Raw genomic sequence first — 21,574 nt, 5'->3', positions numbered from 1 at the left:
GTTATTTCGCCCCCAGCTGGCTCTGCACTTCGCGGTCCAGCTCGTTGTACCAGTCCTCGCCGTACTTGCGGATGAGCGGGTCTTTCAGGAACTGGTACACCCGCACGCCCAGGTTGGCGCCGTACGAGCAGGCCGGCGAGCAGATGCTCCAGCGGTCGTAGTTCAAGGCCTCAAACTCTTCGTACTTCGTGATGCGAATGGGGTACAGGTGGCAGCTAATGGGCTTTTTGAACGTGGTGGCCCCCGCCAAATACGCTTCCTCGATGCCGCATTTCAGGATGCCTTTGCCATCATATAGCGCGTAGGCGCACTCTCGGTCGCCAATCGTGGTTGTGCTATAGTCGTCCTCCCAATCCTTGATGTAGAGGCCCTGCTCGGCAATGGCCTGGCGGCCCGCTTCGGTGAGGAAGGGCTTGATGTTTTCGTACTCCGTTTCCAGAATTTTTAGCTCGGCCTCCTCCAAGGGGGCCCCCAGGTCGCCTTCCACGCAGCAGGCGCCCTTGCACGCCTCCAGGTTGCAGACGAAAAAGTTGTCGGCGAGGTCGTCGGAAATAACTGTTTGCTGGATAATAATCATACCGCAAAGATACCGCCCGGCCGGCGCGGGCGGGTTGCGCCCCCGGGCCCCGGGGTTACCTTTGTAACTACCGTCAATTCGGCGGCTTTCTACCGATGGCATTAGATTATCTTTCCCTGCTCAACCCCTCCCAGGCCGGCGCGGTGATGCAAACCGAGGGCCCCTGCATGATTATCGCCGGGGCCGGCTCGGGCAAAACCCGGGTGCTCACCTACCGCATCGCCCACTTGCTGGAGCAAGGCGTGAGCCCGTTTAATATCCTGGCCCTCACCTTCACCAACAAGGCCGCCAAGGAAATGCGCGCCCGCGTGGAAAAGGTGGTGGGCCCCAACGCCCGCAGCTTGTGGATGGGCACCTTCCACTCGGTGTTCGCCAAAATCCTGCGCTCGGAGGCCGACAAAATCGGCTACCCGCGCAGCTTCACCATCTACGACACCCAGGATACCAAGACGCTCATCGGCCAGATTATCCGGGAGTTGGAGCTGGACGACAAGCTTTATAAGCCGGGCCTCGTGCTGGGCCGCATCTCGGCGGCCAAGAACAAGCTGATTTCGGTGAACCAGTACCTGAGCGACGCCTCCATAAAGGCCGACGACGAGGCGGCGCTCCGGCCCAAGATTGGGGTGCTGTACCAGCAGTACCAGCAGCGCTGCTTCAAGGCCGGCGCCATGGATTTCGACGACCTGCTCTTCAACACCAACGTGCTGTTTCGGGAGCACGCCGACGTGCTGAACAAGTACCAGAACATGTTTCGGTTCGTGATGGTGGACGAGTACCAGGACACCAACTACTCGCAGTACCTCATCACCCGCAAGCTGGCGGCTAAAGAGCGGAATATCTGCGTAGTGGGCGACGACGCGCAGAGCATCTACGCCTTCCGCGGCGCCGATATTACCAACATCCTCAACTTCGAGAAAGACTACCCGGAGCTGAAAATCTTCAAGTTGGAGCAGAACTACCGCTCCACTCAGAACATTGTGAAGGCGGCCAACTCGGTCATCAAAAACAACCAGGCGCAGCTGCGCAAGGACGTGTTTTCGGAGAACGAAGAGGGCACGCTCATCGAGGTCATCAAGGCCGCGTCGGACAATGAAGAAGGCAAGTTGGTGGCCACCACCATCTTCGAGGACAAGATGAACGGGCACCTGTCGTACGACAACTTCGCCATTCTCTACCGCACCAACGCCCAGAGCCGGGCCATGGAGGAAGCCCTGCGCAAGCTCAACATCCGCTACAAGATTGTGGGGGGCCTGAGCTTTTACCAGCGCAAGGAAATCAAGGACCTGGTGGCCTACCTGCGCCTGACGGTGAACCAGAACGACGAGCAGGCCCTGCGCCGCGTCATCAACTACCCCAAGCGCGGCATCGGCGACACCACCATCAGCAAGCTCATTGCCACCGCCGAGGCCGCCAACCACAGCCTCTGGGAAGTGGTGGCCAACGCCGATCAGTTCGTGCCGGCCCGCATCTCCAACCCGGTCGTCACCTTCGCCGAGAACATCAAGGCCTACACCGCCCTGGCCGCCCGCGAAGATGCGTTTGAGGCCGCCAAGTTCATCGCCAAGAACTCGGGGATGATTGAGGAACTGTACGCCGACAAGAGCATTGAGGGCCTCTCGCGCTACGAGAACATCCAGGAATTGCTCAACGGCATCAAGGAATACGTGGACGACCCCGAGCGCGAGGACAAGAGCCTGGGGGCCTTTTTGCAGGACATTGCCCTGGTGACGGACTCCGACCTGAAGGACGCTGCGCAGGAGGGCGAGGCCGTAACGCTAATGACCATTCACTCGGCCAAGGGCCTGGAATTCCGCAACGTGTTCATCGTGGGCATGGAGGAAAACCTGTTTCCGAGCCAGATGATGATTACCTCGCGGGCCGACCTGGAGGAGGAGCGCCGCCTGTTTTACGTGGCCATCACGCGGGCCGAGAAGAAGCTGACCTTGAGCTACGCCACCTCGCGCTACCAGTGGGGCAACCTGCGCAGCGCCGAGAAAAGCCGCTTCCTGGACGAAATCGACCCGGCCTTTGTGCACTTCAAGTTCGCATCCGGCGGTGGCCCCGGCGCGGGCGAGCAGCCCTTCCAGCACGTGTTCGAGCGCCGCTCGAACCTGGTGCCGGTGCTGCCGCGCAAAGTGGCCGCCACCAAGTACGTGGCCCCGGCCGACTTCGCCCCTTCCGACACCAAGAACCTGGTGGCCGGCCAGCGCGTGGAGCACCCCAAGTTCGGCTTCGGCGTGGTGCGCTTGCTGGAAAAGGAGCCCGCCGGCGCCAAGGCCACTATCGACTTTGAGGAAGTGGGCGAGAAGGTGCTGCTGCTGAGCTTCGCCAAGCTGCGCATTCATTTGTAAAACGTAGCGGCACTCCGATGCCCTTAGCCCAGGGCGCCGGCCGCCCGGGGCCCCCAACTGCTCCGGGGCCCTATTTCATCGGCGAATCTTACCCGCAACGGAGTGCCACTCCGTTCTACAAAACCGGCCCTTACCTTTAGGCCGGCGGGGGCCCCGGCGGGTTTTGCACCGCTGCCCGCTCCTCGCTTCCCACTCCCAGTTATTATGAACGAGTTTCAATCCCTGCCCTTCCACTTGCAGCTGCTGGTGCGCGAGTACGGGCAAAGCACTTACCAGCTCATCCAGGGCCTGCGCGCGGTGGAAGACGTGGCCGAGCGCACCCGCCGCGCCGCCCAGATCGTGCAGCTTATCCTGCGCCTCAAGCCCGCCCTGCGCGACCAGCCCGACATTCAAACCCGCCTCTGGAGCCACCTGTCGGCCCTGTTGGGCGAGGAAATAGAGTTGGAGGCCCCCGTGGCCCTGCGCCCCGTGAGCCTGCGCGTGACGCGCCCCAAGCCCGTACCCTACCCGCGCCAGCCGCCGCGCCTGCGCGCCTACGGCCGTGCCATCGAGGCCCTCATCGCCAAGGCCCTAACGCTGGAAACTCCGGAAGAGCGTGAGCAGGCCGCCATCCAGATCGGGCGCACGATGAAGTTCCTGTTCCGCCAGCACAACAAGGAAAACGCCAAGGATGCCACCATCATCCGCCACCTCAGCGAGCTGTCGAACGGCCAACTGAAGCTGGACCCCGCCATGGTGGACCAAGAGGATTTGTTTGAGATGGGCCCCGGCGTAGCCCCCAGCACGGGCGGTGGCAACGCCAGCAGCCGCGCACCTTTCGCCTCGCAGGCCAACCAGCCGCGCCGCACTGGGGCCCCCAGCGGCAACGGCTACGGCAACAACAGCTTCGGCAACGGCCAGAAACGCAACAAGAAAAACGGCAAAAAGGGCCGCCAAGAGCCCCAGCAGCCACCGCAGTAACCACTTGCCTTTTCACGCCGCCGGGTTGGCCCACGCCAGCCGGGCGGTTTTTTATTTACTCCCGCTTACCCTTTCCCGAAACTTATGGCTGCATTTGAAGTGCGCGGCGGCCAGCCGCTCCGCGGCGAAATCACGCCCCAAGGTGCCAAAAACGAAGCCCTGCAAATCCTCTGCGCAGTGCTGCTCACCCCCGAGCCGGTCACCATCAGCAACATCCCCGACATCCGCGACGTCAACAAGCTCATCGAGCTGCTGCGCGACATGGGCGTGAAAGTGGGCAAGCTGGCCACCGACACCTACCGCTTCCAGGCCGAAGACGTGCACTTGGACTACATGGATTCGCCCGAATTCGTGAAGCAAGCCGGGGCCCTGCGCGGCTCGGTAATGATTCTGGGGCCCATGCTCGGGCGCTACGGCCGCTGCCAGCTGCCCAAGCCGGGCGGCGACAAAATCGGCCGCCGGCCGATGGACACGCACTTTCTGGGCCTCGAAAAGCTCGGCGGCCAGCTCACCCTGGAGGGCACCGATTTCTACCGCATCAAGGCCGACGGCAAGCTCAAGGGCACCCACATGCTGCTCGATGAGGCCTCGGTGACGGGCACGGCCAACATCGTGATGGCCGCCGTGCTGGCCGAGGGCACCACCACCATCTACAACGCCGCCTGCGAGCCCTATTTGCAGCAGCTGTGCCGCATGCTGGTGCGCATGGGCGCTAACATCCAGGGCATTGGCTCCAACCTGCTTACCATTGAGGGGGTGGAAAGCCTGGGCGGCACCGAGCACCGCATGCTGCCCGACATGATTGAAATCGGCTCCTTCATTGGCCTGGCGGCCATGACGGGCTCCGAAATCACCATCAAGGATTGCCAGATTCCCGAGCTGGGCCTCATCCCGGACACGTTCCGCAAGCTGGGCATCCAGATCGAATTCCGCGGCGACGACATCCACATCCCGGCCCAGCCGCACTACGAAATCAACACCTATCTCGACGGCTCCATCCTAACCGTCAGCGACCACACCTGGCCGGGCTTCACCCCCGACCTGCTCAGCATTGTGCTGGTGGTGGCCTGCCAGGCCAAGGGCACGGTGCTCATCCACCAGAAGATGTTCGAGAGCCGCCTATTTTTTGTCGATAAACTCATCGACATGGGGGCCCAAATTATTCTCTGCGACCCGCACCGCGCCACGGTCATCGGCCTCGATCAGCGCACGCGTCTGCGCGGCATCACCATGACCTCGCCCGATATCCGGGCCGGCGTGGCCCTGCTCATTGCCGCGCTCAGCGCCGAGGGCAGCAGCACCATCCTCAACGTGGAGCAGATTGACCGCGGCTACCAGTTCATCGACCAGCGCCTCAACGCATTGGGTGCCGATATTCGGCGCTTGTAGCCAACCTGGTTTAGAAAAATAGAAGCTTCCGGCCTCCCGCCGGAAGCTTTTTTTGTGGCCGGGTGGGTTACTTCCGGCCATTCGTTGGCATAAAAGCCTGGCTGCGCAGCCTTTTGGTTTTCAGTTTCACTTTACAGTTGAACGAACATGAAAAACACCTTGGGGATTGCCCTTGGGCTGGCCGCGCTGTTGTGCGGGTGCAGCCAGGAACGCAAACAGGCAGAAAACGGCTTAGCTAGGGCCCCGGCGCCTCAGGAAACCACGGATGAAGCCCGGGAGGAAATTTCCGCAAACCCCACCCAGGCCACGACGCTGAAGCCGGCGGGGGCGGCCGCACCGCGCCTGCGCATCTACCACGCCGAGCTACGGGTGAAGGTGGCCAGCCTGCCCCGCTCCAGCACCAGCCTCGACAGCCTGGTGCGCCGCAGCGGGGGCTACACCAGCGCCGCCACCGAAACCCGTGCTGACGGCGAGTGGCGGCAGGAAACCACCGTGCGGGTGCGGGCAGAGCAGTTCGATGCCTTGCTGGGGGCCCTGGCTCGCCTGGGTACCGTGGAAGAAAAGAAGCTGGCCGCTGACGATGTAACGGCTGAACACGCCGACGCAGCCGCCCGCCTCCGTAGCAAGCGCGCCGTGGAGCAACGGTACCTGGCCCTGCTCGGCCAAGCCAAAAAAGTGAGCGATATCCTGGAGATTGAGGAGAAAATGGGCGGGATACGCGAGGAAATTGAAAGCACGGAGAGCCGCCTGAAAACCCTCGACGACGAAGTAGGCTACTCCACCATCACCCTCACCTGCTACCAGCTGCTGCCCATTGCCACGCCCGACGCGCCGATGGTGTCGCTGGGCAGCCGGCTGGTGGGGGCCCTGTACGGCGGCTGGGAGCTGAGCACCGGGCTACTCATCGGTGCGGTGAGCATTTGGCCGTTGTTCGTGCTGGGCCTGGCCGGCTGGTGGGTGGCACGGCGCTGGCGGCGGCGCACGGCCACTTAGGCGTTGCCCAATAGGAAAAAAAAGCCCCACCGCCAGCAATTAGCTAGCGGTGGGGCCCCTGGGCATCAATTAATATTTAGTCTAGTACGGCGTCCACCACGGTGTTCACCACGGCCAGACCCAGGCTGAACAGCAGCGCGTTCAGAAAGCCGTGCACGTCGAAGCTGCTCATCATGTAGTCGGCCAGCTTGATGATGATGACGTTGATAACCAGCGAGAACAGGCCCAGCGTGAGGATGTTGATGGGCAAGCTCAGCAGGCTAAGCACGGGCTTTACCACGGCGTTGAGGATGCCCAGCACGATGACCAGGATGGCGGCTCCACCCACGCCGTCGAGGGCTACCCCGGGCAGCACGCGGCTCAGGCCGTACACGAGCACGGCCGTGAGTAGGAATTTGAGGATGAAACTAAGCATGGCAATAATGCGGTGTTTGGGTGAATGACCCGGCTTTTACGGCAGGGCCCCTATTCGTGTTTCCGAGCGGCGAGGCGGCCCTGCGACACGGCCATCCAGTTGGCCATTTGGTAGAGCAAGCGGGCCCCCACGATGCCGTTCCAGTCGGTATCGCCGGGAGCCACCTCGTTGAGGTCGCACCCGATGATGGTGATGCCGGCCCGCACAATGCTGCGGATGAGGAACGTGGCTTCTTCGTACTCTAGGCCGCCGGGCACGGGCGTGCCGGTGCCGGGGCACAGCTTGGGGTCGAGGCCGTCGATGTCGAAGCTGAGGTACACCTTGGGCGGCAGCTGGGCAATGATTTTACCACACACCTTCTTCCAAGATTTCTTGGCGTAGCGCTCCTCGCTCAAAAATCGCTGGCCGAACAACGCCACCCGCCCGTGCGACTGCTCGATGAACTCGGCCTCCTGCTGGCAATAATCGCGGATGCCCACTTGCACCAGCTTTTTCACCTGCGGCAGCAGCAGCGCATTATGCATAATGCTGGCGTGCGAGTACTTAAAGCCCTCGTAGGAGGGCCGCAGGTCGCAGTGCGCATCGATTTGCAAAATGGCAAACTCCGGGTGGCGGGCCGCCAAGGCATCAAGAAAGCCCAGCGGCGTGCTGTGGTCGCCGCCGAGTACCATCACCGACTGGCCGCCGTCGAGCAGGGCCCCCGTTTTGGCGGCCAGCCACTGGCGCAGCTTGTCGCCCTCGGCGTTCACGAGGGCGGGCACGGCGCGCATGGCCTCGGCGTCGGCGTCGGGCTCACCGGCCTCCAGCCAACCGATGTAGTCGGCGGCCAGCGGGCGCAGGCGGGCGCTGGTGGCGGCCACTTCGGCATCGGCTTCCTCAAGGGCTAGGCCCAACTGCCAGGCGTTGGGCAGGTCGGGGTCGTAGAGGTCCACTTGTAAGGAGGCCTCGTGCACAGCGGCGGGGCCCTGAGCCGTGCCGGCGCGGTAGCTCACGGTCACTTCCCAAGGCACGGGCACCACCACTACCTGGGCTTCTTCGGACGTAAAGGGCAAGCCAAAAAGCCCGCCTTCGGCGTCGCCGGGGGCATTGGGGTCGAACTGGGCAATTTTGCGGGCGCGGGCAGCGGAGCCGGAATCAGGCATCGGAAATACAGTTAACAATTATTAATGAGCAATGAACAGTGAGCATTTGTCATTAAGCACTCTTGTTTTATTGCTCACTGATAGCTGTTCACTGCCCACTGGTTTTAGGCCCCGGCCAATTGCTTGCCCAGGAAATCGTAGCCCCGGATGATGTCGAGAATTTTCTCGAACGTGGCCCGGTCGAAGAACAGCATTAGCGGCAGCTCCACCGAGTTTCCCTGGTCGGAGAACTGGGTGATGATAGAAAAGATGAGCGGTTGCAGCGATTCGCTCGGCACCAAGTGGTTCATTAGGGCCCCGGTGTCGCCGGTGAACGTGCACGGCGGGGCCCCGTAGATGCGGGCCTTCAGGATGTTGGCCAGCTGCGTGACCAGGGCCCCGGTAATGATGTTGCTGATTTCGAGTAGCAGCGACTCCTGCAGCTCGTTGACCTGAATGGAATCGGAGACCTGCATCCGCAGGCAGACACGCGAGAGGCGCTGCACGTGCTGGCCCGAGAAAAACATGAGCGTGGTGCCCGTAAAATCGCCCCGAATGTCGGACTGAATAACGGCATGGTTGGCCCCGTATTCCTTCACACGATGCAAAATATCCTCGCTTTCGAGCAAGTCCAGGCTGGGTACCTCAAGCAGCACCTTCTCCTGCGCGACCACAGCGAACGAGTCGGCGGCGCGCGCCAGCCCAATGTTCAAAATTTCGCGGATGATGTCGCGCTCCAGCTCGGTCATTGATAAATTCATAATGGACTAATCTAGGGCAATTAAGGCGTCTGGCGGGAAAGATGAGGACGAAATCAGCAGTACGGAAAACTAAGCCCGGCGGGCAACAAACAAGCGGGTAAGGGCGGGTACGTCAAGCACCAAGCATACCTGCCCGCTACCGAGCAGCGTCACGCCCCCAAACAAGTCGATGGTATCCAGGGGCTTGCCCAAGGGCTTGACCACGATGCTCTGCTGCCGCAGAAAATGGTCGACGAGCAAGCCCAAGCGGCGGTTGTTATAGTTGACCACCAGCACTTGCTGGGGGCCCTGGAGGCGGCTTTTGTCGGCGGGAGGCAGGGGCTCAGCGCCCTCCACATGCAACAGCTCGCGCAACGGCACCACTGGCACGGCCTGGCCCTGCACGTGGGCCAGCAGCAGGCCCCCGGCCACCGAAAACTCTTCGGGGCGCAGGGCCAGCACCGTGTCGGTGTGCAGCAGCGGCACGGCATAGGGCCGGCCGTCGAGCTCCACCAGCAGGGCCCCCTTCACGGCAATGGAAGTGGGCAGCACCAGTGTAAATGCCGTGCCCTGGCCCCGCACCGACTCGATGCGCAGTTGGCCGCCCAACGAGTCAAGGGCCCGCTTAACCACGTCGAGGCCCACGCCGCGTCCCGAAATGTCGGTTACCTGCGCCGCGGTGGAGAATCCGGGCTCAAACAAAAAGGCCCACACGGCTTGCTCGTCGAGGGTGGCAGCCAGCTCGGCGGTGGTCAGGCCGCGCTCCACGGCCTTGCGGCGCACGACTTCGGTATCGATGCCGGCGCCGTCGTCGGCAATTTGAATCAGCACGTCGTCGCGCTCGGTGAGGGCCGAGAGGCGCAGCTGGCCCACGCGCGGTTTGCCGGCCGCTGCGCGCTGGGCGGGGGCCTCCAAGCCGTGGCTCACGCCATTGCGCACGAGGTGCAGCAGCGCATCGGTAATGATTTGCAGTACGTTGCGGTCAATCTGCACATCCTGGCCGCTTAGGGTCAGCTCCACTTCCTTGCCCTCGGCGGTGGCCACATCGCGCACGACCCGCGGGAATTTGTTCAGCAGCACGCCCACGCCCACCAGCCGCACGTCCATCACGCTGTACTGCAAGTCGTCGGAAATGCGGAACAGGTGGCGGGCGGTGGCTTGCAGTGCTGGGTGGCCAATCTCTTCGGCCAGGGTCAAGATCCTGTCGCGGTCAATCACCAGCTCCCCCACTAGGTTCAACAGCTTGTCGAGCTTGCGCACCTGGATGTATACCAGATCCGACAGCTCCATCTTGCGGCCATCTTCCTCGGCAGGGGCCCCATCGGCCTCGGCGGGAGCGGGCAGCACGGGCTCCTCGCCCCGCGCCAAGCGGTCGAGGTTAGTGAGCAGGTCGGTGGCGTCGGGTAAGGGCTGGTCGGCTCCCACGGCCCGAATCATGGCCCCCAGCGCGTCGAGACCCGTGAAAATCACTGGTACCAGCGAGCCGGCAAATTCGCGCTCCTTGTCGCGGATGAGCCCAAAAATCGTCTCTAGGTGGTGGGCCACCTCGCCGATGGCGGTGTGGCCCATGGCCCGGGCGTTCGACTTGAGGTTGTGCATGAGCCGGAACAGCTCGTTGAGCGCTGGCACGTCGGCCGGGCTGCGCTCCAGCTCGCTCAAATGCCGGCCCATGGCTTCGTAGTATTCGAGCGCCTCGGCCATGAACATCTCGCGGTACTCCTGTTCGCGGGCGGTCATGGCCTGATTATTAAGTACTTATCAACATCCCAAAGGCCCTGGGGAAAGCGTGCACCGGCACCAATCGGCTTGGCAGCGCCAAACCGGGCCGGGCGGGCCGCCCTCAGGGCGTAAGGGCTAGGCTGCATTGCCACCCAGCGCCGACCCTACAATCTCGAGCACCCGCTCTTCTGAGAACGGCTTCACGATGTAGGCCAGGGCCCCATTCTCAATAGCTTCGTTCACGATTACCTCTTGGCCTACGGCGCTGCACATCACCACTTTGGCATCGGGCGCTTCTTTGCGCAGGCCGCGCAGCACGTCGAGGCCGGTGTTGTCGGGCAAAATCACATCCAGCGTGATGAGGTCGGGCTTGGTGGCGGCAGCCATTTCCAGGGCTTGCTGGCCATTGGCGGCCTCGCCCACCACCTCATAGCCGGCATCGGTGAGCATGTTCTTGAGCATCGTGCGCATATAAAAGGAGTCGTCGACGATGAGGATGCGCTTATTCATTATAAAAGAACAGAAAAGTAAACAGAATGAAGAGGAGGTGGGGCCCCGAGGGGCCCTTTGCTATACGGGCCGGCGGCGGCAAAGGTGCCGGTTAATTCGGCAGCCGCAATATCTCGGTGGGAGTCAACAACTTGCGCATGTCGAGCACAATGATTACGCTACCATCGGGCAGCTTGGCAATGCCCTCCAGGTAGCGCTCGCGCTGCCCGCTGTCCTGCAAAAACTCCGGGGCCGCCTCGATGGCCGCCGCTGGCAGCCGCAGCGGCCGGGGCACTTCGCGCACGGCCAGGCCAATGGTGTAGTCAGCGGCTTCTACGGCAATGGTGTAGCTGCGCTCGGGCAGGGGCCGCCCGGCGGGCATCAGCCCAAAGCGCTCCTCCAGGTCGATGATGGCGATGATGTCGCCGCGCAGGTTCACGATGCCCTTGATGAAGGCGGGCGTTTTGGGCATGCGCGCCACCTCGGGCGTGGCCGTTACCTCGCGCACCTGCTCGATGCGAATGCCGTAGTCCTCGCCGGCCAGCTGAAACACGATGAGCTGCACCGTGGCTTCGGGCGCAGCCAGGGCGGCCTTGCCCCCCACGGGGCGCAGAACAGAATCGGCCATAGGTAATTTAATTAGGCAAATAGAACAGTCAACGGCTTACTTACCAGCGGCTTTGGGCTTCGCTTTTTGCGGGCGTGCCTTGGCGGCGGGGGCGGCCGGGGCGGCGGCCGGGGCCCCGGCGGCGGCCGTTTTGCGCACGGCCCGCGCCGCCGGCTTGGCGGCCGGGGCAGGTGCGGGTGCGGGCTTGGGGGCCCCGGCGGCCTGGTGGCCGTTGGCGGCGGTGCCGGGGCCCTGGCCGTTGCTGCTGGTGCGGGCAACGAGGCGGCGGCGCACCGGCGGGGCGGGCTCGGGCTCTGGTTCTGGCTCGGCTTCCACGTAGTCGCCGAGTTGGAAGGCCGAGAGGCCGAGTTGCAAGTCGTCGGCAATGTCGGTGAGGCGCTGGCTGCTGGTGGTCAGCTCTTGCATGGAGGTGCTCAGTTGCTGGGCCGTGCCGGCCACCTGCTGGGTGCCGGTGGCGGTCTGCTCGGCAATGGCCACCACTTCCTCCACGTACTTCACCACGTCGCCAATCGAGGTGCGCTGCACTTCAGTGGCCGTGAGGATGTCGCGCGAGGTGCGCAGGGTTTCGCCGCTGCTGGTGGCAATGTTCTTAAAGGCCGCACTGGCCTCGAAAGTGGCGTTTTTGCCCTTCAGCACCCGCCCTTCCATCGTGCTGATGGCCGTGGCGGCGGTGGTGGTGTCCTTCTTTACATCGTCTACCAGCGTACCGATTTCGCTGGCCGACTTGCGCGAGCTTTCCGCCAGCTTGCGGATTTCCTCGGCCACCACGGCAAAGCCGCGGCCGGCCTCGCCAGCCCGGGCCGCCTCGATGGCGGCGTTCAGGGCCAGCAGATTGGTTTGCGAGGCAATGTCGGTAATCACGCTTAGCGACTTGCTGATCTCCTGCGAGCGGGTGCTGAGCACTTCAATGGTGCGCGAGGTTTGCGAAGCGGCGCTGGAAATCTCTTCCATGTTTTTCACCACTTCGGCCACCGTTTTCAGGCCCAGCTGCGAGGTTTGCTCGCCCATGATGGCCGATTTGTTCACCACATCAGCCTTATCGGCCGTTTCCTTGGTGGCCTGCATAATCTCCTCGATCAGCTTGAAGGCCTGGTCGGTTTTGAGGGCTTGGTTTTGGGCCCCCTCGGCCATCTGCTGCATGGCCAGCGCCACGTTGGCCGTCACGCTGCTCATGGCCTGGCCTTTCTCCACCATTTCTTCGGAAGAAGTGCCCACCACCTGGGCCGAATCGTTGATTTCGCTCAGCAAGTCGTTCACGCTCACCACGGCTAGGTTCAAGGCGCTGCTCATGGTTTCGAGGTCACCGGCCGTCTGTACTTCCACCTGTTGGGTGAAGTCGCCTTCGGAGATGGCGCGCACCACGCGGCTCACTTCCAGCACCGGCAGGGCAATAGCTTCCAGCAGGGCGTTGAGGGTATCCACCAGTTCTTTCCACGAGCCCGATACATCGGTTACCGTGGCGCGCTCGGTAAGCTTACCCTCGGCGCCGGCCACGCGCGCCACGCGGCTCACTTCCGAGGCCAAGCGGTTGAGGTCGTCCACCATGCGGTTGATGGTGGCGGCTAGGTCGGCCACTTCGCCGGCCGCTTCCAGCGTCAGTTTGCGGGTCAGGTCGCCCTGGCTCACGGCCGTCACCACCGCCACAATGCCACGCACCTGGGTGGTAAGGTTGGCCGCCATCGTATTCACGTTGTCCGTCAGGTCTTTCCAGGTACCCGATACGTCGGGCACGTTGGCCTGGCCGCCGAGTTGGCCTTCGGTGCCCACTTCGCGGGCCACGCGGGTCACCTCGCCGGCGAAGATGTTGAGCGAGTCCACCATCTGGCTCAGGATGTTCTTGAGGTCCAGAATTTCGCCCTGCGCGTCCACCGTCATCTTCTGGCTCAGGTCCCCCCGCGCCACGGCCGTGGCCACGTTGGCAATGTCGCGCACCTGAGAAGTCAGGTTGGCTGCCATTGTGTTCACGTTGTCCGTCAAATCCTTCCAGGTGCCGCGCACGCCGGGCACGCTGGCCTGGCCGCCGAGCTTGCCCTCGGTGCCCACCTCGCGCGCCACCCGCGTCACCTCGTCGCCGAACACGTTCAGCGAGTCCACCATCTGGTTGAGGTTCTCCTTGAGCTGCAACAACTCGCCTTTCACGTTCACTGTGATTTTCTGGCTCAGGTCGCCGCGGGCCACGGCCGTAGCCACGTTGGCAATGTCGCGCACCTGAGAAGTCAGGTTCGAGGCCATCGTGTTCACGTTGTCCGTCAGCTCTTTCCATACGCCGCCCACGCGGGGCACGTTGGCCTGGCCACCCAAGATGCCCTCGGTGCCCACCTCGCGGGCCACGCGGGTCACCTCGCCGGCGAAGATGTTGAGCGAGTCCACCATCTGGCTCAGGATGTTCTTGAGGTCCAGAATTTCGCCCTGCGCGTCCACCGTCATCTTCTGGCTCAGGTCCCCCCGCGCCACGGCCGTGGCCACGTTGGCAATGTCGCGCACTTGGCTCGTCAGGTTCACGGCCATCGTGTTCACGTTGTCCGTCAGCTCTTTCCAGGTGCCAGCAGCCCGGGGCACAATGGCCTGGCCGCCGAGCTTGCCCTCGGTGCCCACCTCGCGCGCCACCCGCGTCACCTCGTCGCCGAACACGTTCAGCGAGTCCACCATCTGGTTGAGGATGTTTTTCAGCTCCAGGATTTCGCCCTTCACGTTCACCGTCATCTTCTGGCTTAGGTCGCCGCGGGCCACGGCCGTGGCCACGTTGGCAATGTCGCGCACCTGGCTCGTCAGGTTGGCGGCCATGTTGTTCACGTTGTCGGTCAGGCCTTTCCACACGCCGCTCACGCCGGGCACCAGGGCCTGGCCGCCGAGCTGGCCTTCGGTGCCCACGTCCTGGGCCACGCGGCTCACCTCGCCGGCAAACAGGTTCAGCGAGTCCACCATCTGGTTGAGGTTCTGCTTAAGCTGCGACAGCTCGCCCTTCACGTCCACCGTTATTTTCTGGCTCAGGTCGCCGCGGGCCACGGCCGTGGCCACGTTGGCAATATCGCGCACCTGAGAAGTCAGGTTCGAGGCCATCGTGTTCACGTTGTCCGTCAGCTCCTTCCACACACCGCCAGCGCTGGGCACCACGGCCTGGCCGCCCAGGCGGCCCTCGGTGCCCACGTCCTGGGCCAGGCGGCTCACCTCGGAGGCAAACACGTTCAGGTTATCAATCGTCTTGTTGATGGTTTCGGCCATCACCTTAAAGTCGCCCGACACCGGAATCTGGAAGCTCTCGTCGAGGTTGCCGCGGCTGATGTTTTTCAGCACCTTGCCCACCTCCAGCACTGGCACAGCAATGCTGTCCACCAAGCCGTTGATGTTGTTGATCATGTCGCGCCAGAAGCCTGAGGCCCCGTCAGCCGAGGCGCGGGCCTTGAGGTTGCCCTCCACGCCGGCCACCTTGCTGATGCGCGACACCTCGCCCCCCACCCCGCCGATCATGGCCACCATGGAGTTGTAGGCTTCGGCGATTTCCGAGAAAATATCGTCGTTCTGCTTGGTCAGGCGCACGCTCACGTCGCCCTTCTTAAAGGCATCGAGCGCGTAGAGCACCCGGTTGAGCTGATCGTTGACGTAGCCTGGGTCCTGGGTATCGATGGAGCCGCGCGAGCTACCACGCTTCCGGGTCAGGTCGTTGGTGGTGCGAGTGCTGTCGAGTACGTCGGCAGTAAGGGCCTCCTCCGCGGCGGCGGCGGCGGGGGCCCGCCGGGGCTTGGGTTGCGGAGTTTTGGGGGAAGCCATAGGGGAAGGGTGTAGCGTGGGGAGGAATAGACCAGTGGGCCGGCGAAGGTCGCCGGCGCGGGCCGTGTTTGCAAAGATAGGCCGGGCGGGGCCGGGCCGAAACCGGGATTGCGGCGGGGTTGTTGTGGAGGGATAGGACCCTGGATGGGATTATTGCGGCATCTTTACGCCCTATACTTGTAATCTTCTAACCTTCGGTTGCTGTTTCTGCGTTACATCTAACCCATCCCTATGCTCGCTCTCTACTCCTTTCCGCTTTATGGTTAAGAATTTAGTTATCGTCGAATCGCCGGCCAAGGCCAAAACCATTGAAGGCTACCTGGGCGAAGATTTCGTGGTGCGCTCCAGCTACGGCCACGTCCGCGACTTACCCAAGGACAATAATGCCATCGATATCGCCAATGGCTTCAAGCCCACTTATGTGGTATCGGCCGATAAAAAAGAGCTGATTGCACAACTGAAGAAGCTCTCGAAGGAAGCCGAAACCGTGTGGCTGGCGAGTGACGACGACCGCGAGGGCGAAGCCATTTCCTGGCACCTGGCCGAAACGCTGAACCTGGCCCCGGCCAAAACCCGGCGCATCGTGTTCCGCGAAATCACCAAAAACGCCATCCTGGGGGCCATTGCCAGCCCCCGCGAGGTGGACCAGAACCTGGTGAACGCCCAGCAGGCCCGCCGCGTGCTCGACCGCCTCGTGGGCTTCGAGCTGAGCCCCGTGCTCTGGAAAAAGGTGAAGCCAGGCCTGAGCGCCGGCCGCGTGCAGAGCGTGGCCGTTCGCCTGGTGGTAGAGCGCGAGCGCGAAATCAGCCACTTCCTCAGCGCCAGTGCCTACCGCGTGGTGGCCCGCTTCGACGCCGGCCGCGGGGCCGTGCTAGAGGCCGAGTTGCCCACCCGCTTTAAAACCCGCGCCGAGGCCGAAGCCTTCCTCGGCAACTGCGTGGGGGCCTCGTACCAAATCGAGAGCCTCGACAAGAAGCCCGGCAAGCGCAGCCCGGCCGCACCGTTTACTACGTCCACGCTTCAGCAGGAGGCCTCGCGCAAGCTGGGCTACTCGGTGGCCCAAACGATGAGCGTAGCCCAGAAGCTGTACGAAGCCGGCAAGATCAGCTACATGCGGACGGACTCGGTGAACCTGTCGGGCGAGGCCCAGGCAGGTGCCCAAACCGCCATCACGGCGGCTTACGGCGCCGAGTACCACCACCAGCGCACGTTCAAAACCAAGTCGGCCTCGGCCCAAGAGGCCCACGAAGCCATCCGCCCCACCGATTTTGGGGCTGTGAAGGCCGGCGCCGACGCCTCGGAGCAGCGCCTTTACGACCTCATCCGCAAGCGGGCCCTGGCCTCGCAGATGGCGGAGGCCGTGATTGAGCGCACCACGGCCGTTATCGGTATTAGCATGCAGCCGGGCACCACGCTATCGGCTACAGGCGAAGTGATTACGTTTGAGGGCTTCCTTAAAGTATACGCCGAAAGCAAGGACGACGAAGACGAGGACGACGCGGCCAAGGACGGCGAAAGCAGCTTCTCGCGCGGCCTGCCCCCGCTGAGCGTGGGCCAGGACCTGCCGCTGCTGCGCTTCAGCGCCACGGAGCGGTTTTCGGCCCCGCCGGCCCGCTACACCGAGGCCTCGCTGGTGAAGAAGCTGGAAGAGCTGGGCATCGGCCGGCCTTCCACCTACGCTCCCACCATCAGCACGGTGCAGAAGCGCGGCTACGTGGAGAAGGACACCCGCGAAGGCAAGGAGCGCAAGTTCCACGTGCTAACGCTGGAGGGCCCCGCGGTGCAAACGGAGATCAAGGCGGAGAACTACGGCGCGGAGAAAGCCAAGCTTTTCCCGACGGATACGGCCATGGTGGTCAATGACTTCCTGGTGGCGCACTTCCCCACGGTGGTCGATTTCCAGTTCACGGCCAAGGTGGAGGACGAGTTCGACCAGATTGCCAACGGCCACGAGGATTGGACGAAGATGCTGACCGGCTTCTACGGCAAGTTCCACGCGACCATCGAGGCCGGGCAGGACATTGAGCGCAGCACCCTGGGCAGCACCCGCGAGCTGGGCGTGCACCCCGAAACGGGCGAGAAAATAACCGCCCGCCTGGGCAAATACGGCCCCTACGTGGCCCTGGGCGACCCCGATGGCGAGGTGAAGCCCACCTACGCCAACCTGCGCAAAGGCCAGTTCATCGAAAACCTGACCCTGGAAGACGCCTTGGAACTGTTCAAATTGCCGCGCATCGTGGGGCAGTTCGAGGACAAGGACATGACGGCCAACCTGGGCCGCTTTGGGCCCTACGTGCGCCATGACAGCAAGTTCTTCTCCCTCACCAAGGAGCAAGACCCGCACACCATCAGCGCCGAGGAAGCTGTGGCGCTGATCGAGAATAAGCGCAAAACCGACGCCGAGCGCCTCATCAAGTCCTTCCCCGAGAACCCAGACATTCAGGTGCTCAACGGGCGCTTCGGGCCTTACATCGTGGCGGGCAAGAAAAATGTGAAGATTCCGAAAGGCGAAGAGCCAGCCGACCTGACGCTGGAACGCTGCCTGGAGCTGGCAGAGGCCACGCCCGACAAGCCGGCCAAGGGCGGCCGCTTCGGCAAGAAAGCGGCCCCTGCTAAGGAGGAAAAAGCCGACGAGCCCGCCAAGAAAAAGCCGGCCGCCGCCAAAAAGCCCGCGGCGAAGAAGCCGGTCGCCAAAAAGGCCCCGGCCGCCAAAGCCAAAGCCACCACGGCCGCCAAAAAACCCGCCGCCGCCAAAAAGGCTACCGCCGAGGCGAAATAATCCCCCACGCCCCGCGTTGGGCCTTAACAACCAAAAAAGCCCGTGCAGTACGGGCTTTTTTTGGCTCCCTCCCATGGCGTTATCGTTCCTGTTCACAGCCGCATTAGCCGCCCAGCTACTAGGGCTGCCGGTGGGGGCCCCAGGGGCCCCCGCCCGGCACCCTGCTTACCCGTGGCTGGGGCAACCCGGCCGCCCGGGCCAGGCGCTGGCCGCCCGGTTTGCGGTGCCGGCTGGCTGCCGGCGGGTCGAGGCGGCGGCGGGCACGTGGGGGGCGTGGCTGCGCGGCTTGCCCCTGCGCCCCGCTGGCACGCCCGCCCGCCTCTACAACGGCCGGCTGAAGGACCGCCAGGACGTGGTGGCCGCCGTGGTCGACATCGACGTGGGCCCCACCGACCTTCAGCAGTGCGCCGACGCCGTCATCCGGCTGCGGGCCGAGTACCTGTTTGCCCTCGACCCCAACCGGGTGCATTTCCACCTCACCACGGGCTATGATTTCTGGTTTTCCGATTACGTGGCCGGCCGCACTTTCCGGGTGGTGGAGGAAGAAGTGCAACCGGCGCCCAAGCCCGTCGAAACGCCGACCCACGCGGCCCTGGCCCGCTACCTCGTGCCCACGTTCGGCTACGCGGGCACTTTGTCGCTGCGCCGCGAGCTGGAGCCCGTGCTCCTGGCCGAAGTGTTGCCCGGCGACGTGCTCATCCACGGGGGGGCCCCGGGCCACGCCGTGCTGGTGGTGGACGTGGCCGAAAACCTCGCTACCGGCCAGCGGTTCATGCTACTGGCCCAAAGCTACATGCCCGCCCAGAGCGTTCATGTGCTGCGCAACGTGGCCGAGCCTGCGCTCGGGGCCTGGTTTAGGGTGCAGCCGGCGGCGGCCCGGGTAGCCACACCGGAGTGGGACTTTGCAAGTAGTGAGCTGGGGCGGTTTTGAGGGGCAGCCAACTGGCTGAGCTGGGCGCCGCTAACGGGACGCGGCTGGCCGGGCAGCGGTGTCGGCGGGCAACAGCACGAGTTGGCTTAGGCGGGGGTTGGCCAAAGGGTAGCGCACCCAGCACCGGGCCCCGGGCGTGAGGGGACAGCTGCTGTCGGGGCCGGGGTACACATCGCGGCCTTGGTAGCGCCACTCCCCCACCTCGTAGGTGTAGTAAAGCGTGATGGGGCTGCGGGCACCCGGCAGCAATTCGTGCCAGCCTTCGGCGGCCGAATACACGTAGGCACTGCGGCGCTCCGACATGGCGTAGTGCCCCGTCACCGTGCCCACGGCATAAGCACTGCCGCGCGCATAGAGCCGGTTGGTTTTGAAATTATTGTAGGTTATCGCGGTACCCACGCCGAACAGGACCGCCACTAATAGCGGATTGAAGGTGGACCGCGCCTTGGCGCGTCGCCGCTGCTGCGGGTCGGCCGGGGCTGGTTTGCTCACTTGGCGGTAAGTCCACCACGATGACGCCAGGAACCCCAGCGCGCAGCCCACAATGGGCCACACATCATGCGCCATCCAGTCGATCAGCCAATTCAAGAGCAGTCCCATCATTTACGCAGCAAAACCCAGGCAGTGACAATTAGCCGGCCGCTTCCGCACCCATGGCAAAAGCGCCGCAATGATACGCCCTCGTTGCGTCGGGCCCCGGCCCTGCGCCAACTTCAACTTGCGGGCAGCACTGGTGCTTCAGCAAAATGCGTGGCGGGAGCGGCTTTCGATTGTGAGCAACGGCATCTTGTGGTTGCACCGCGCAGCGTCTGGGCGGCGGCAGATGCCCCAGATGAGGCCAACGAATATTTATTGAAGCAGTACCTTTAGCAGCAGGCAGAACGGCTTTGCTGCCCTCGTTATCCCTCTTCTTATGCCTCGCAAGCACCTCGTTGTTCTTACCGGAGCCGGCGTTTCGGCCGAGTCCGGCATCCGCACTTTCCGCGATACCAACGGGCTGTGGGAAGACCACCGCGTGGAGGACGTGGCCTCGCCCGAAGGCTTTGCCCGCGACCCCGCGCTGGTGCTCGATTTTTACAACCAGCGGCGGCGGCAGGCCCAGCAGGTGCAGCCCAATGCCGCCCATAGGGCCCTGGCCGGCTTCGAGGCGCACCCCGGCTGGCGCGTGAGCATCATTACCCAGAACGTGGACGACCTGCACGAGCGCGCCGGCTCCTCCGACGTGCTGCACCTGCACGGCATGCTGGGCCAGATGCGCACCGTGGCCGACGAAACCACGATTTACGATTGCCCCGGCGACATCCACCTCGGCGATTTGGGCCCCGACGGCACCCAGCTGCGGCCGCACATCGTGTGGTTTGGCGAGCAGGTGCCCGCCATCGAGGAAGCTGCCGAAACCGTGGCCACCGCCGATGCCCTGCTCGTGGTGGGCACCTCGCTGCAAGTGTACCCCGCCGCCGGGCTGCTGCACTACGCCCCGGCCGCGTGCCCAGTGTTCGTCATCGACCCGCACCAGCCGCCCGCGGGCCGGCGCGGCGTGCGCTACGTGGTGGCCCCGGCCAGCACCGGCGTGCCCGAGGTGCTGGCCGAGCTGGGGGCCCCGTAGCGGCTTTTTGGCGGGCATGGCTGGGGTTGCCCGGCCCGCGCTACCTTTGCCCGCTTCTACTCACCCAATTTTTTGCCTGTGGAGTTTCCGCTTTGCAAACTGGCCGTCATCGACATCGGCTCCAACGCCGTCCGGTGCCAGATTTCGGCCGTGTTGAACTACGAGGGCAAGTTCCGGCTCAAGCGCGTCGAGTACGTGCGCTACCCCATGCGGCTCGGCGAGGACGTGTTTGCCACGGGCCAGATTTCGCCCCGCAAGGAGGAGAAATTCGTCAAGTTCCTGCACTCGCTTAAGCTGCTGATGGAGGTGCACGAAGTGGCCCACCACCTCATCTGCGCCACTTCGGCCATGCGCGGTGCCACCAACGGCGCGGCCATCGCCGCCCGCGTGCAGCAGGAGCTGGGCCTGCACATCCAAGTAATTGACGGCCAAGCTGAAGCCTTCTACATCAACCGCGTCATCGAGCACCTGCTGGAAGATAACAAGCACTACCTGCACATCGATGTGGGCGGCGGCAGTACCGAATTCAATGTGTACCACGACCGCCGCAAGGTGGCCGCGCAGTCGTTCGAAATCGGCTCCATCCGCCGCATGCAGCAAGAGGAAAGCGGGGGCCCCAGCACCGACGCCCAGGACGACCTCTGGGCCCGCATGGAGGCCTGGGTGCGCGAAAACGCCCGCCGCTACCACGTCACCCGCGCCATCGGCACGGGCGGCAACATCAACAAGCTCTACACCATGTCGCCGGCCGCGCCCAACAAGGCCGTGGCCCGCCGCAGCCTCGAAACCCTGCTCGCCCGCCTCGCCAGCCTTAGCATGGAGGAGCGCGTGAACGTGGCCATGCTCAACCCCGACCGCGCCGACGTCATCGTGCCCGCCGGCCACATCTACCTCGCGGCCATGCACTGGGCCAATGTGAGCAGCATGATCGTGCCCGACATTGGCCTGAAAGACGGCATGCTCCAGGCCCTGTTTGAAGAGCATTTCGACGAAATCAGCCCCACCAGCGGCCACCCCGCCCACCCGCCCGTGCCCGACGTGCGCAACCAGCCCGCTGGCATGGAGTAGCCGAAAGTAGGGGCCCCAGGATGCTGGGGCCCCTACTTAT

Annotated in this window: 17 protein-coding genes; 8 read left to right on the top strand and 9 right to left on the bottom strand. The window is 63.8% G+C overall.

Features of this window, described 5'->3' with window-relative positions; genetic code table 11:
• Position 1 precedes the first annotated feature (1 nt).
• Positions 2-577: a DUF3109 family protein gene (locus EAH73_RS10530; RefSeq protein ID WP_140466464.1), complete on the bottom strand. Its 576-nt coding sequence runs from the start codon at positions 575-577 to the stop codon at positions 2-4.
• Positions 578-672: 95 nt separating this feature from the next.
• Between EAH73_RS10530 and EAH73_RS10525 the strand changes: the two genes are divergently transcribed.
• From EAH73_RS10525 to EAH73_RS10510, 4 genes are all read left to right on the top strand, one after another.
• Positions 673-2,928 (top strand): ATP-dependent helicase, encoded by a 2,256-nt coding sequence (locus EAH73_RS10525; protein WP_140466463.1) that lies wholly within the window; start codon positions 673-675, stop codon positions 2,926-2,928.
• Between the two features lie 204 nt (positions 2,929-3,132).
• The gene (locus EAH73_RS10520; protein WP_140466462.1) at positions 3,133-3,888 is read left to right on the top strand and encodes a DUF4290 domain-containing protein; all 756 of its coding nucleotides are present in this window, start codon (positions 3,133-3,135) and stop codon (positions 3,886-3,888) included.
• Positions 3,889-3,972: 84 nt separating this feature from the next.
• A complete protein-coding gene (murA, locus tag EAH73_RS10515; protein ID WP_140466461.1) occupies positions 3,973-5,277 on the top strand; it encodes a UDP-N-acetylglucosamine 1-carboxyvinyltransferase in 1,305 nt (434 codons plus the stop codon).
• Between the two features lie 147 nt (positions 5,278-5,424).
• Entirely contained in the window at positions 5,425-6,270 is an 846-nt protein-coding gene (locus EAH73_RS10510) for a DUF4349 domain-containing protein (protein ID WP_140466460.1), read from the top strand.
• Positions 6,271-6,346: 76 nt separating this feature from the next.
• Here the strand turns inward: EAH73_RS10510 and EAH73_RS10505 are convergent, their stop codons facing one another.
• From EAH73_RS10505 to EAH73_RS10475, 7 genes are all read right to left on the bottom strand, one after another.
• Positions 6,347-6,685, bottom strand: a complete 339-nt coding sequence (locus tag EAH73_RS10505; protein ID WP_140466459.1) for a phage holin family protein — start codon at positions 6,683-6,685, stop codon at positions 6,347-6,349.
• Between the two features lie 50 nt (positions 6,686-6,735).
• On the bottom strand, positions 6,736-7,827 hold the full coding sequence (locus EAH73_RS10500) for an agmatinase family protein (RefSeq protein ID WP_140466458.1): 1,092 nt from the start codon (positions 7,825-7,827) through the stop codon (positions 6,736-6,738).
• Positions 7,828-7,931: 104 nt separating this feature from the next.
• Positions 7,932-8,567 (bottom strand): chemotaxis protein CheC, encoded by a 636-nt coding sequence (locus EAH73_RS10495; protein ID WP_240047213.1) that lies wholly within the window; start codon positions 8,565-8,567, stop codon positions 7,932-7,934.
• 69 nt (positions 8,568-8,636) lie between these two features.
• Positions 8,637-10,283: a chemotaxis protein CheA gene (locus EAH73_RS10490; protein WP_140466457.1), complete on the bottom strand. Its 1,647-nt coding sequence runs from the start codon at positions 10,281-10,283 to the stop codon at positions 8,637-8,639.
• 117 nt (positions 10,284-10,400) lie between these two features.
• Positions 10,401-10,775, bottom strand: coding sequence for a response regulator (locus tag EAH73_RS10485; protein ID WP_140466456.1), 375 nt, complete (start codon positions 10,773-10,775; stop codon positions 10,401-10,403).
• Positions 10,776-10,866: 91 nt separating this feature from the next.
• Positions 10,867-11,382, bottom strand: a complete 516-nt coding sequence (locus tag EAH73_RS10480; RefSeq protein ID WP_140466455.1) for a chemotaxis protein CheW — start codon at positions 11,380-11,382, stop codon at positions 10,867-10,869.
• Between the two features lie 36 nt (positions 11,383-11,418).
• Entirely contained in the window at positions 11,419-15,150 is a 3,732-nt protein-coding gene (locus tag EAH73_RS10475; RefSeq protein ID WP_140466454.1) for a HAMP domain-containing protein, read from the bottom strand.
• A 259-nt stretch (positions 15,151-15,409) separates the two neighbouring features.
• Here EAH73_RS10475 and topA point away from each other — a divergent pair, with 259 nt between their 5' ends.
• Positions 15,410-17,929, top strand: coding sequence for a type I DNA topoisomerase (gene topA / locus EAH73_RS10470; RefSeq protein ID WP_140466453.1), 2,520 nt, complete (start codon positions 15,410-15,412; stop codon positions 17,927-17,929).
• A 73-nt stretch (positions 17,930-18,002) separates the two neighbouring features.
• Positions 18,003-18,860, top strand: coding sequence for a DUF4846 domain-containing protein (locus EAH73_RS10465; protein ID WP_140466452.1), 858 nt, complete (start codon positions 18,003-18,005; stop codon positions 18,858-18,860).
• A 30-nt stretch (positions 18,861-18,890) separates the two neighbouring features.
• Here EAH73_RS10465 and EAH73_RS10460 read toward each other — a convergent pair whose 3' ends face one another.
• A complete protein-coding gene (locus EAH73_RS10460; RefSeq protein ID WP_140466451.1) occupies positions 18,891-19,463 on the bottom strand; it encodes a hypothetical protein in 573 nt (190 codons plus the stop codon).
• A 310-nt stretch (positions 19,464-19,773) separates the two neighbouring features.
• On the opposite strand from EAH73_RS10460, the gene EAH73_RS10455 reads away from it, so the two are divergent.
• Both EAH73_RS10455 and EAH73_RS10450 read left to right on the top strand, forming a co-directional pair.
• A complete protein-coding gene (locus EAH73_RS10455) occupies positions 19,774-20,466 on the top strand; it encodes a Sir2 family NAD-dependent protein deacetylase (RefSeq protein ID WP_140466450.1) in 693 nt (230 codons plus the stop codon).
• 78 nt (positions 20,467-20,544) lie between these two features.
• Positions 20,545-21,534, top strand: a complete 990-nt coding sequence (locus EAH73_RS10450; RefSeq protein WP_140466449.1) for a phosphatase — start codon at positions 20,545-20,547, stop codon at positions 21,532-21,534.
• The last annotated feature ends 40 nt before the right edge of the window (positions 21,535-21,574 follow it).

Source organism: Hymenobacter nivis, assembly GCF_006439025.1.
Taxonomy (GTDB): Bacteria; Bacteroidota; Bacteroidia; order Cytophagales; family Hymenobacteraceae; genus Hymenobacter; species Hymenobacter nivis_A.
Note: the sequence above shows the minus strand (reverse complement) of the source record. Positions and strands in the feature narration are given on the sequence as shown.

What these genes read in the sequence shown, in the direction of transcription:
- EAH73_RS10505 (WP_140466459.1), bottom strand. Translation starts at nt 6,685, where the DNA reads ATGCTTAGTTTCATCCTCAAATTCCTACTCACGGCCGTGCTCGTGTAC.
- EAH73_RS10490 (WP_140466457.1), bottom strand. Translation starts at nt 10,283, where the DNA reads ATGACCGCCCGCGAACAGGAGTACCGCGAGATGTTCATGGCCGAGGCG.
- EAH73_RS10475 (WP_140466454.1), bottom strand. Translation starts at nt 15,150, where the DNA reads ATGGCTTCCCCCAAAACTCCGCAACCCAAGCCCCGGCGGGCCCCCGCC.
- EAH73_RS10510 (WP_140466460.1), top strand. Translation starts at nt 5,425, where the DNA reads ATGAAAAACACCTTGGGGATTGCCCTTGGGCTGGCCGCGCTGTTGTGC.
- EAH73_RS10465 (WP_140466452.1), top strand. Translation starts at nt 18,003, where the DNA reads ATGGCGTTATCGTTCCTGTTCACAGCCGCATTAGCCGCCCAGCTACTA.
- EAH73_RS10495 (WP_240047213.1), bottom strand. Translation starts at nt 8,567, where the DNA reads ATGAATTTATCAATGACCGAGCTGGAGCGCGACATCATCCGCGAAATT.
- EAH73_RS10460 (WP_140466451.1), bottom strand. Translation starts at nt 19,463, where the DNA reads ATGATGGGACTGCTCTTGAATTGGCTGATCGACTGGATGGCGCATGAT.
- EAH73_RS10520 (WP_140466462.1), top strand. Translation starts at nt 3,133, where the DNA reads ATGAACGAGTTTCAATCCCTGCCCTTCCACTTGCAGCTGCTGGTGCGC.
- EAH73_RS10525 (WP_140466463.1), top strand. Translation starts at nt 673, where the DNA reads ATGGCATTAGATTATCTTTCCCTGCTCAACCCCTCCCAGGCCGGCGCG.
- topA (WP_140466453.1), top strand. Translation starts at nt 15,410, where the DNA reads ATGGTTAAGAATTTAGTTATCGTCGAATCGCCGGCCAAGGCCAAAACC.
- EAH73_RS10500 (WP_140466458.1), bottom strand. Translation starts at nt 7,827, where the DNA reads ATGCCTGATTCCGGCTCCGCTGCCCGCGCCCGCAAAATTGCCCAGTTC.
- EAH73_RS10455 (WP_140466450.1), top strand. Translation starts at nt 19,774, where the DNA reads ATGCCTCGCAAGCACCTCGTTGTTCTTACCGGAGCCGGCGTTTCGGCC.
- murA (WP_140466461.1), top strand. Translation starts at nt 3,973, where the DNA reads ATGGCTGCATTTGAAGTGCGCGGCGGCCAGCCGCTCCGCGGCGAAATC.
- EAH73_RS10480 (WP_140466455.1), bottom strand. Translation starts at nt 11,382, where the DNA reads ATGGCCGATTCTGTTCTGCGCCCCGTGGGGGGCAAGGCCGCCCTGGCT.
- EAH73_RS10530 (WP_140466464.1), bottom strand. Translation starts at nt 577, where the DNA reads ATGATTATTATCCAGCAAACAGTTATTTCCGACGACCTCGCCGACAAC.
- EAH73_RS10485 (WP_140466456.1), bottom strand. Translation starts at nt 10,775, where the DNA reads ATGAATAAGCGCATCCTCATCGTCGACGACTCCTTTTATATGCGCACG.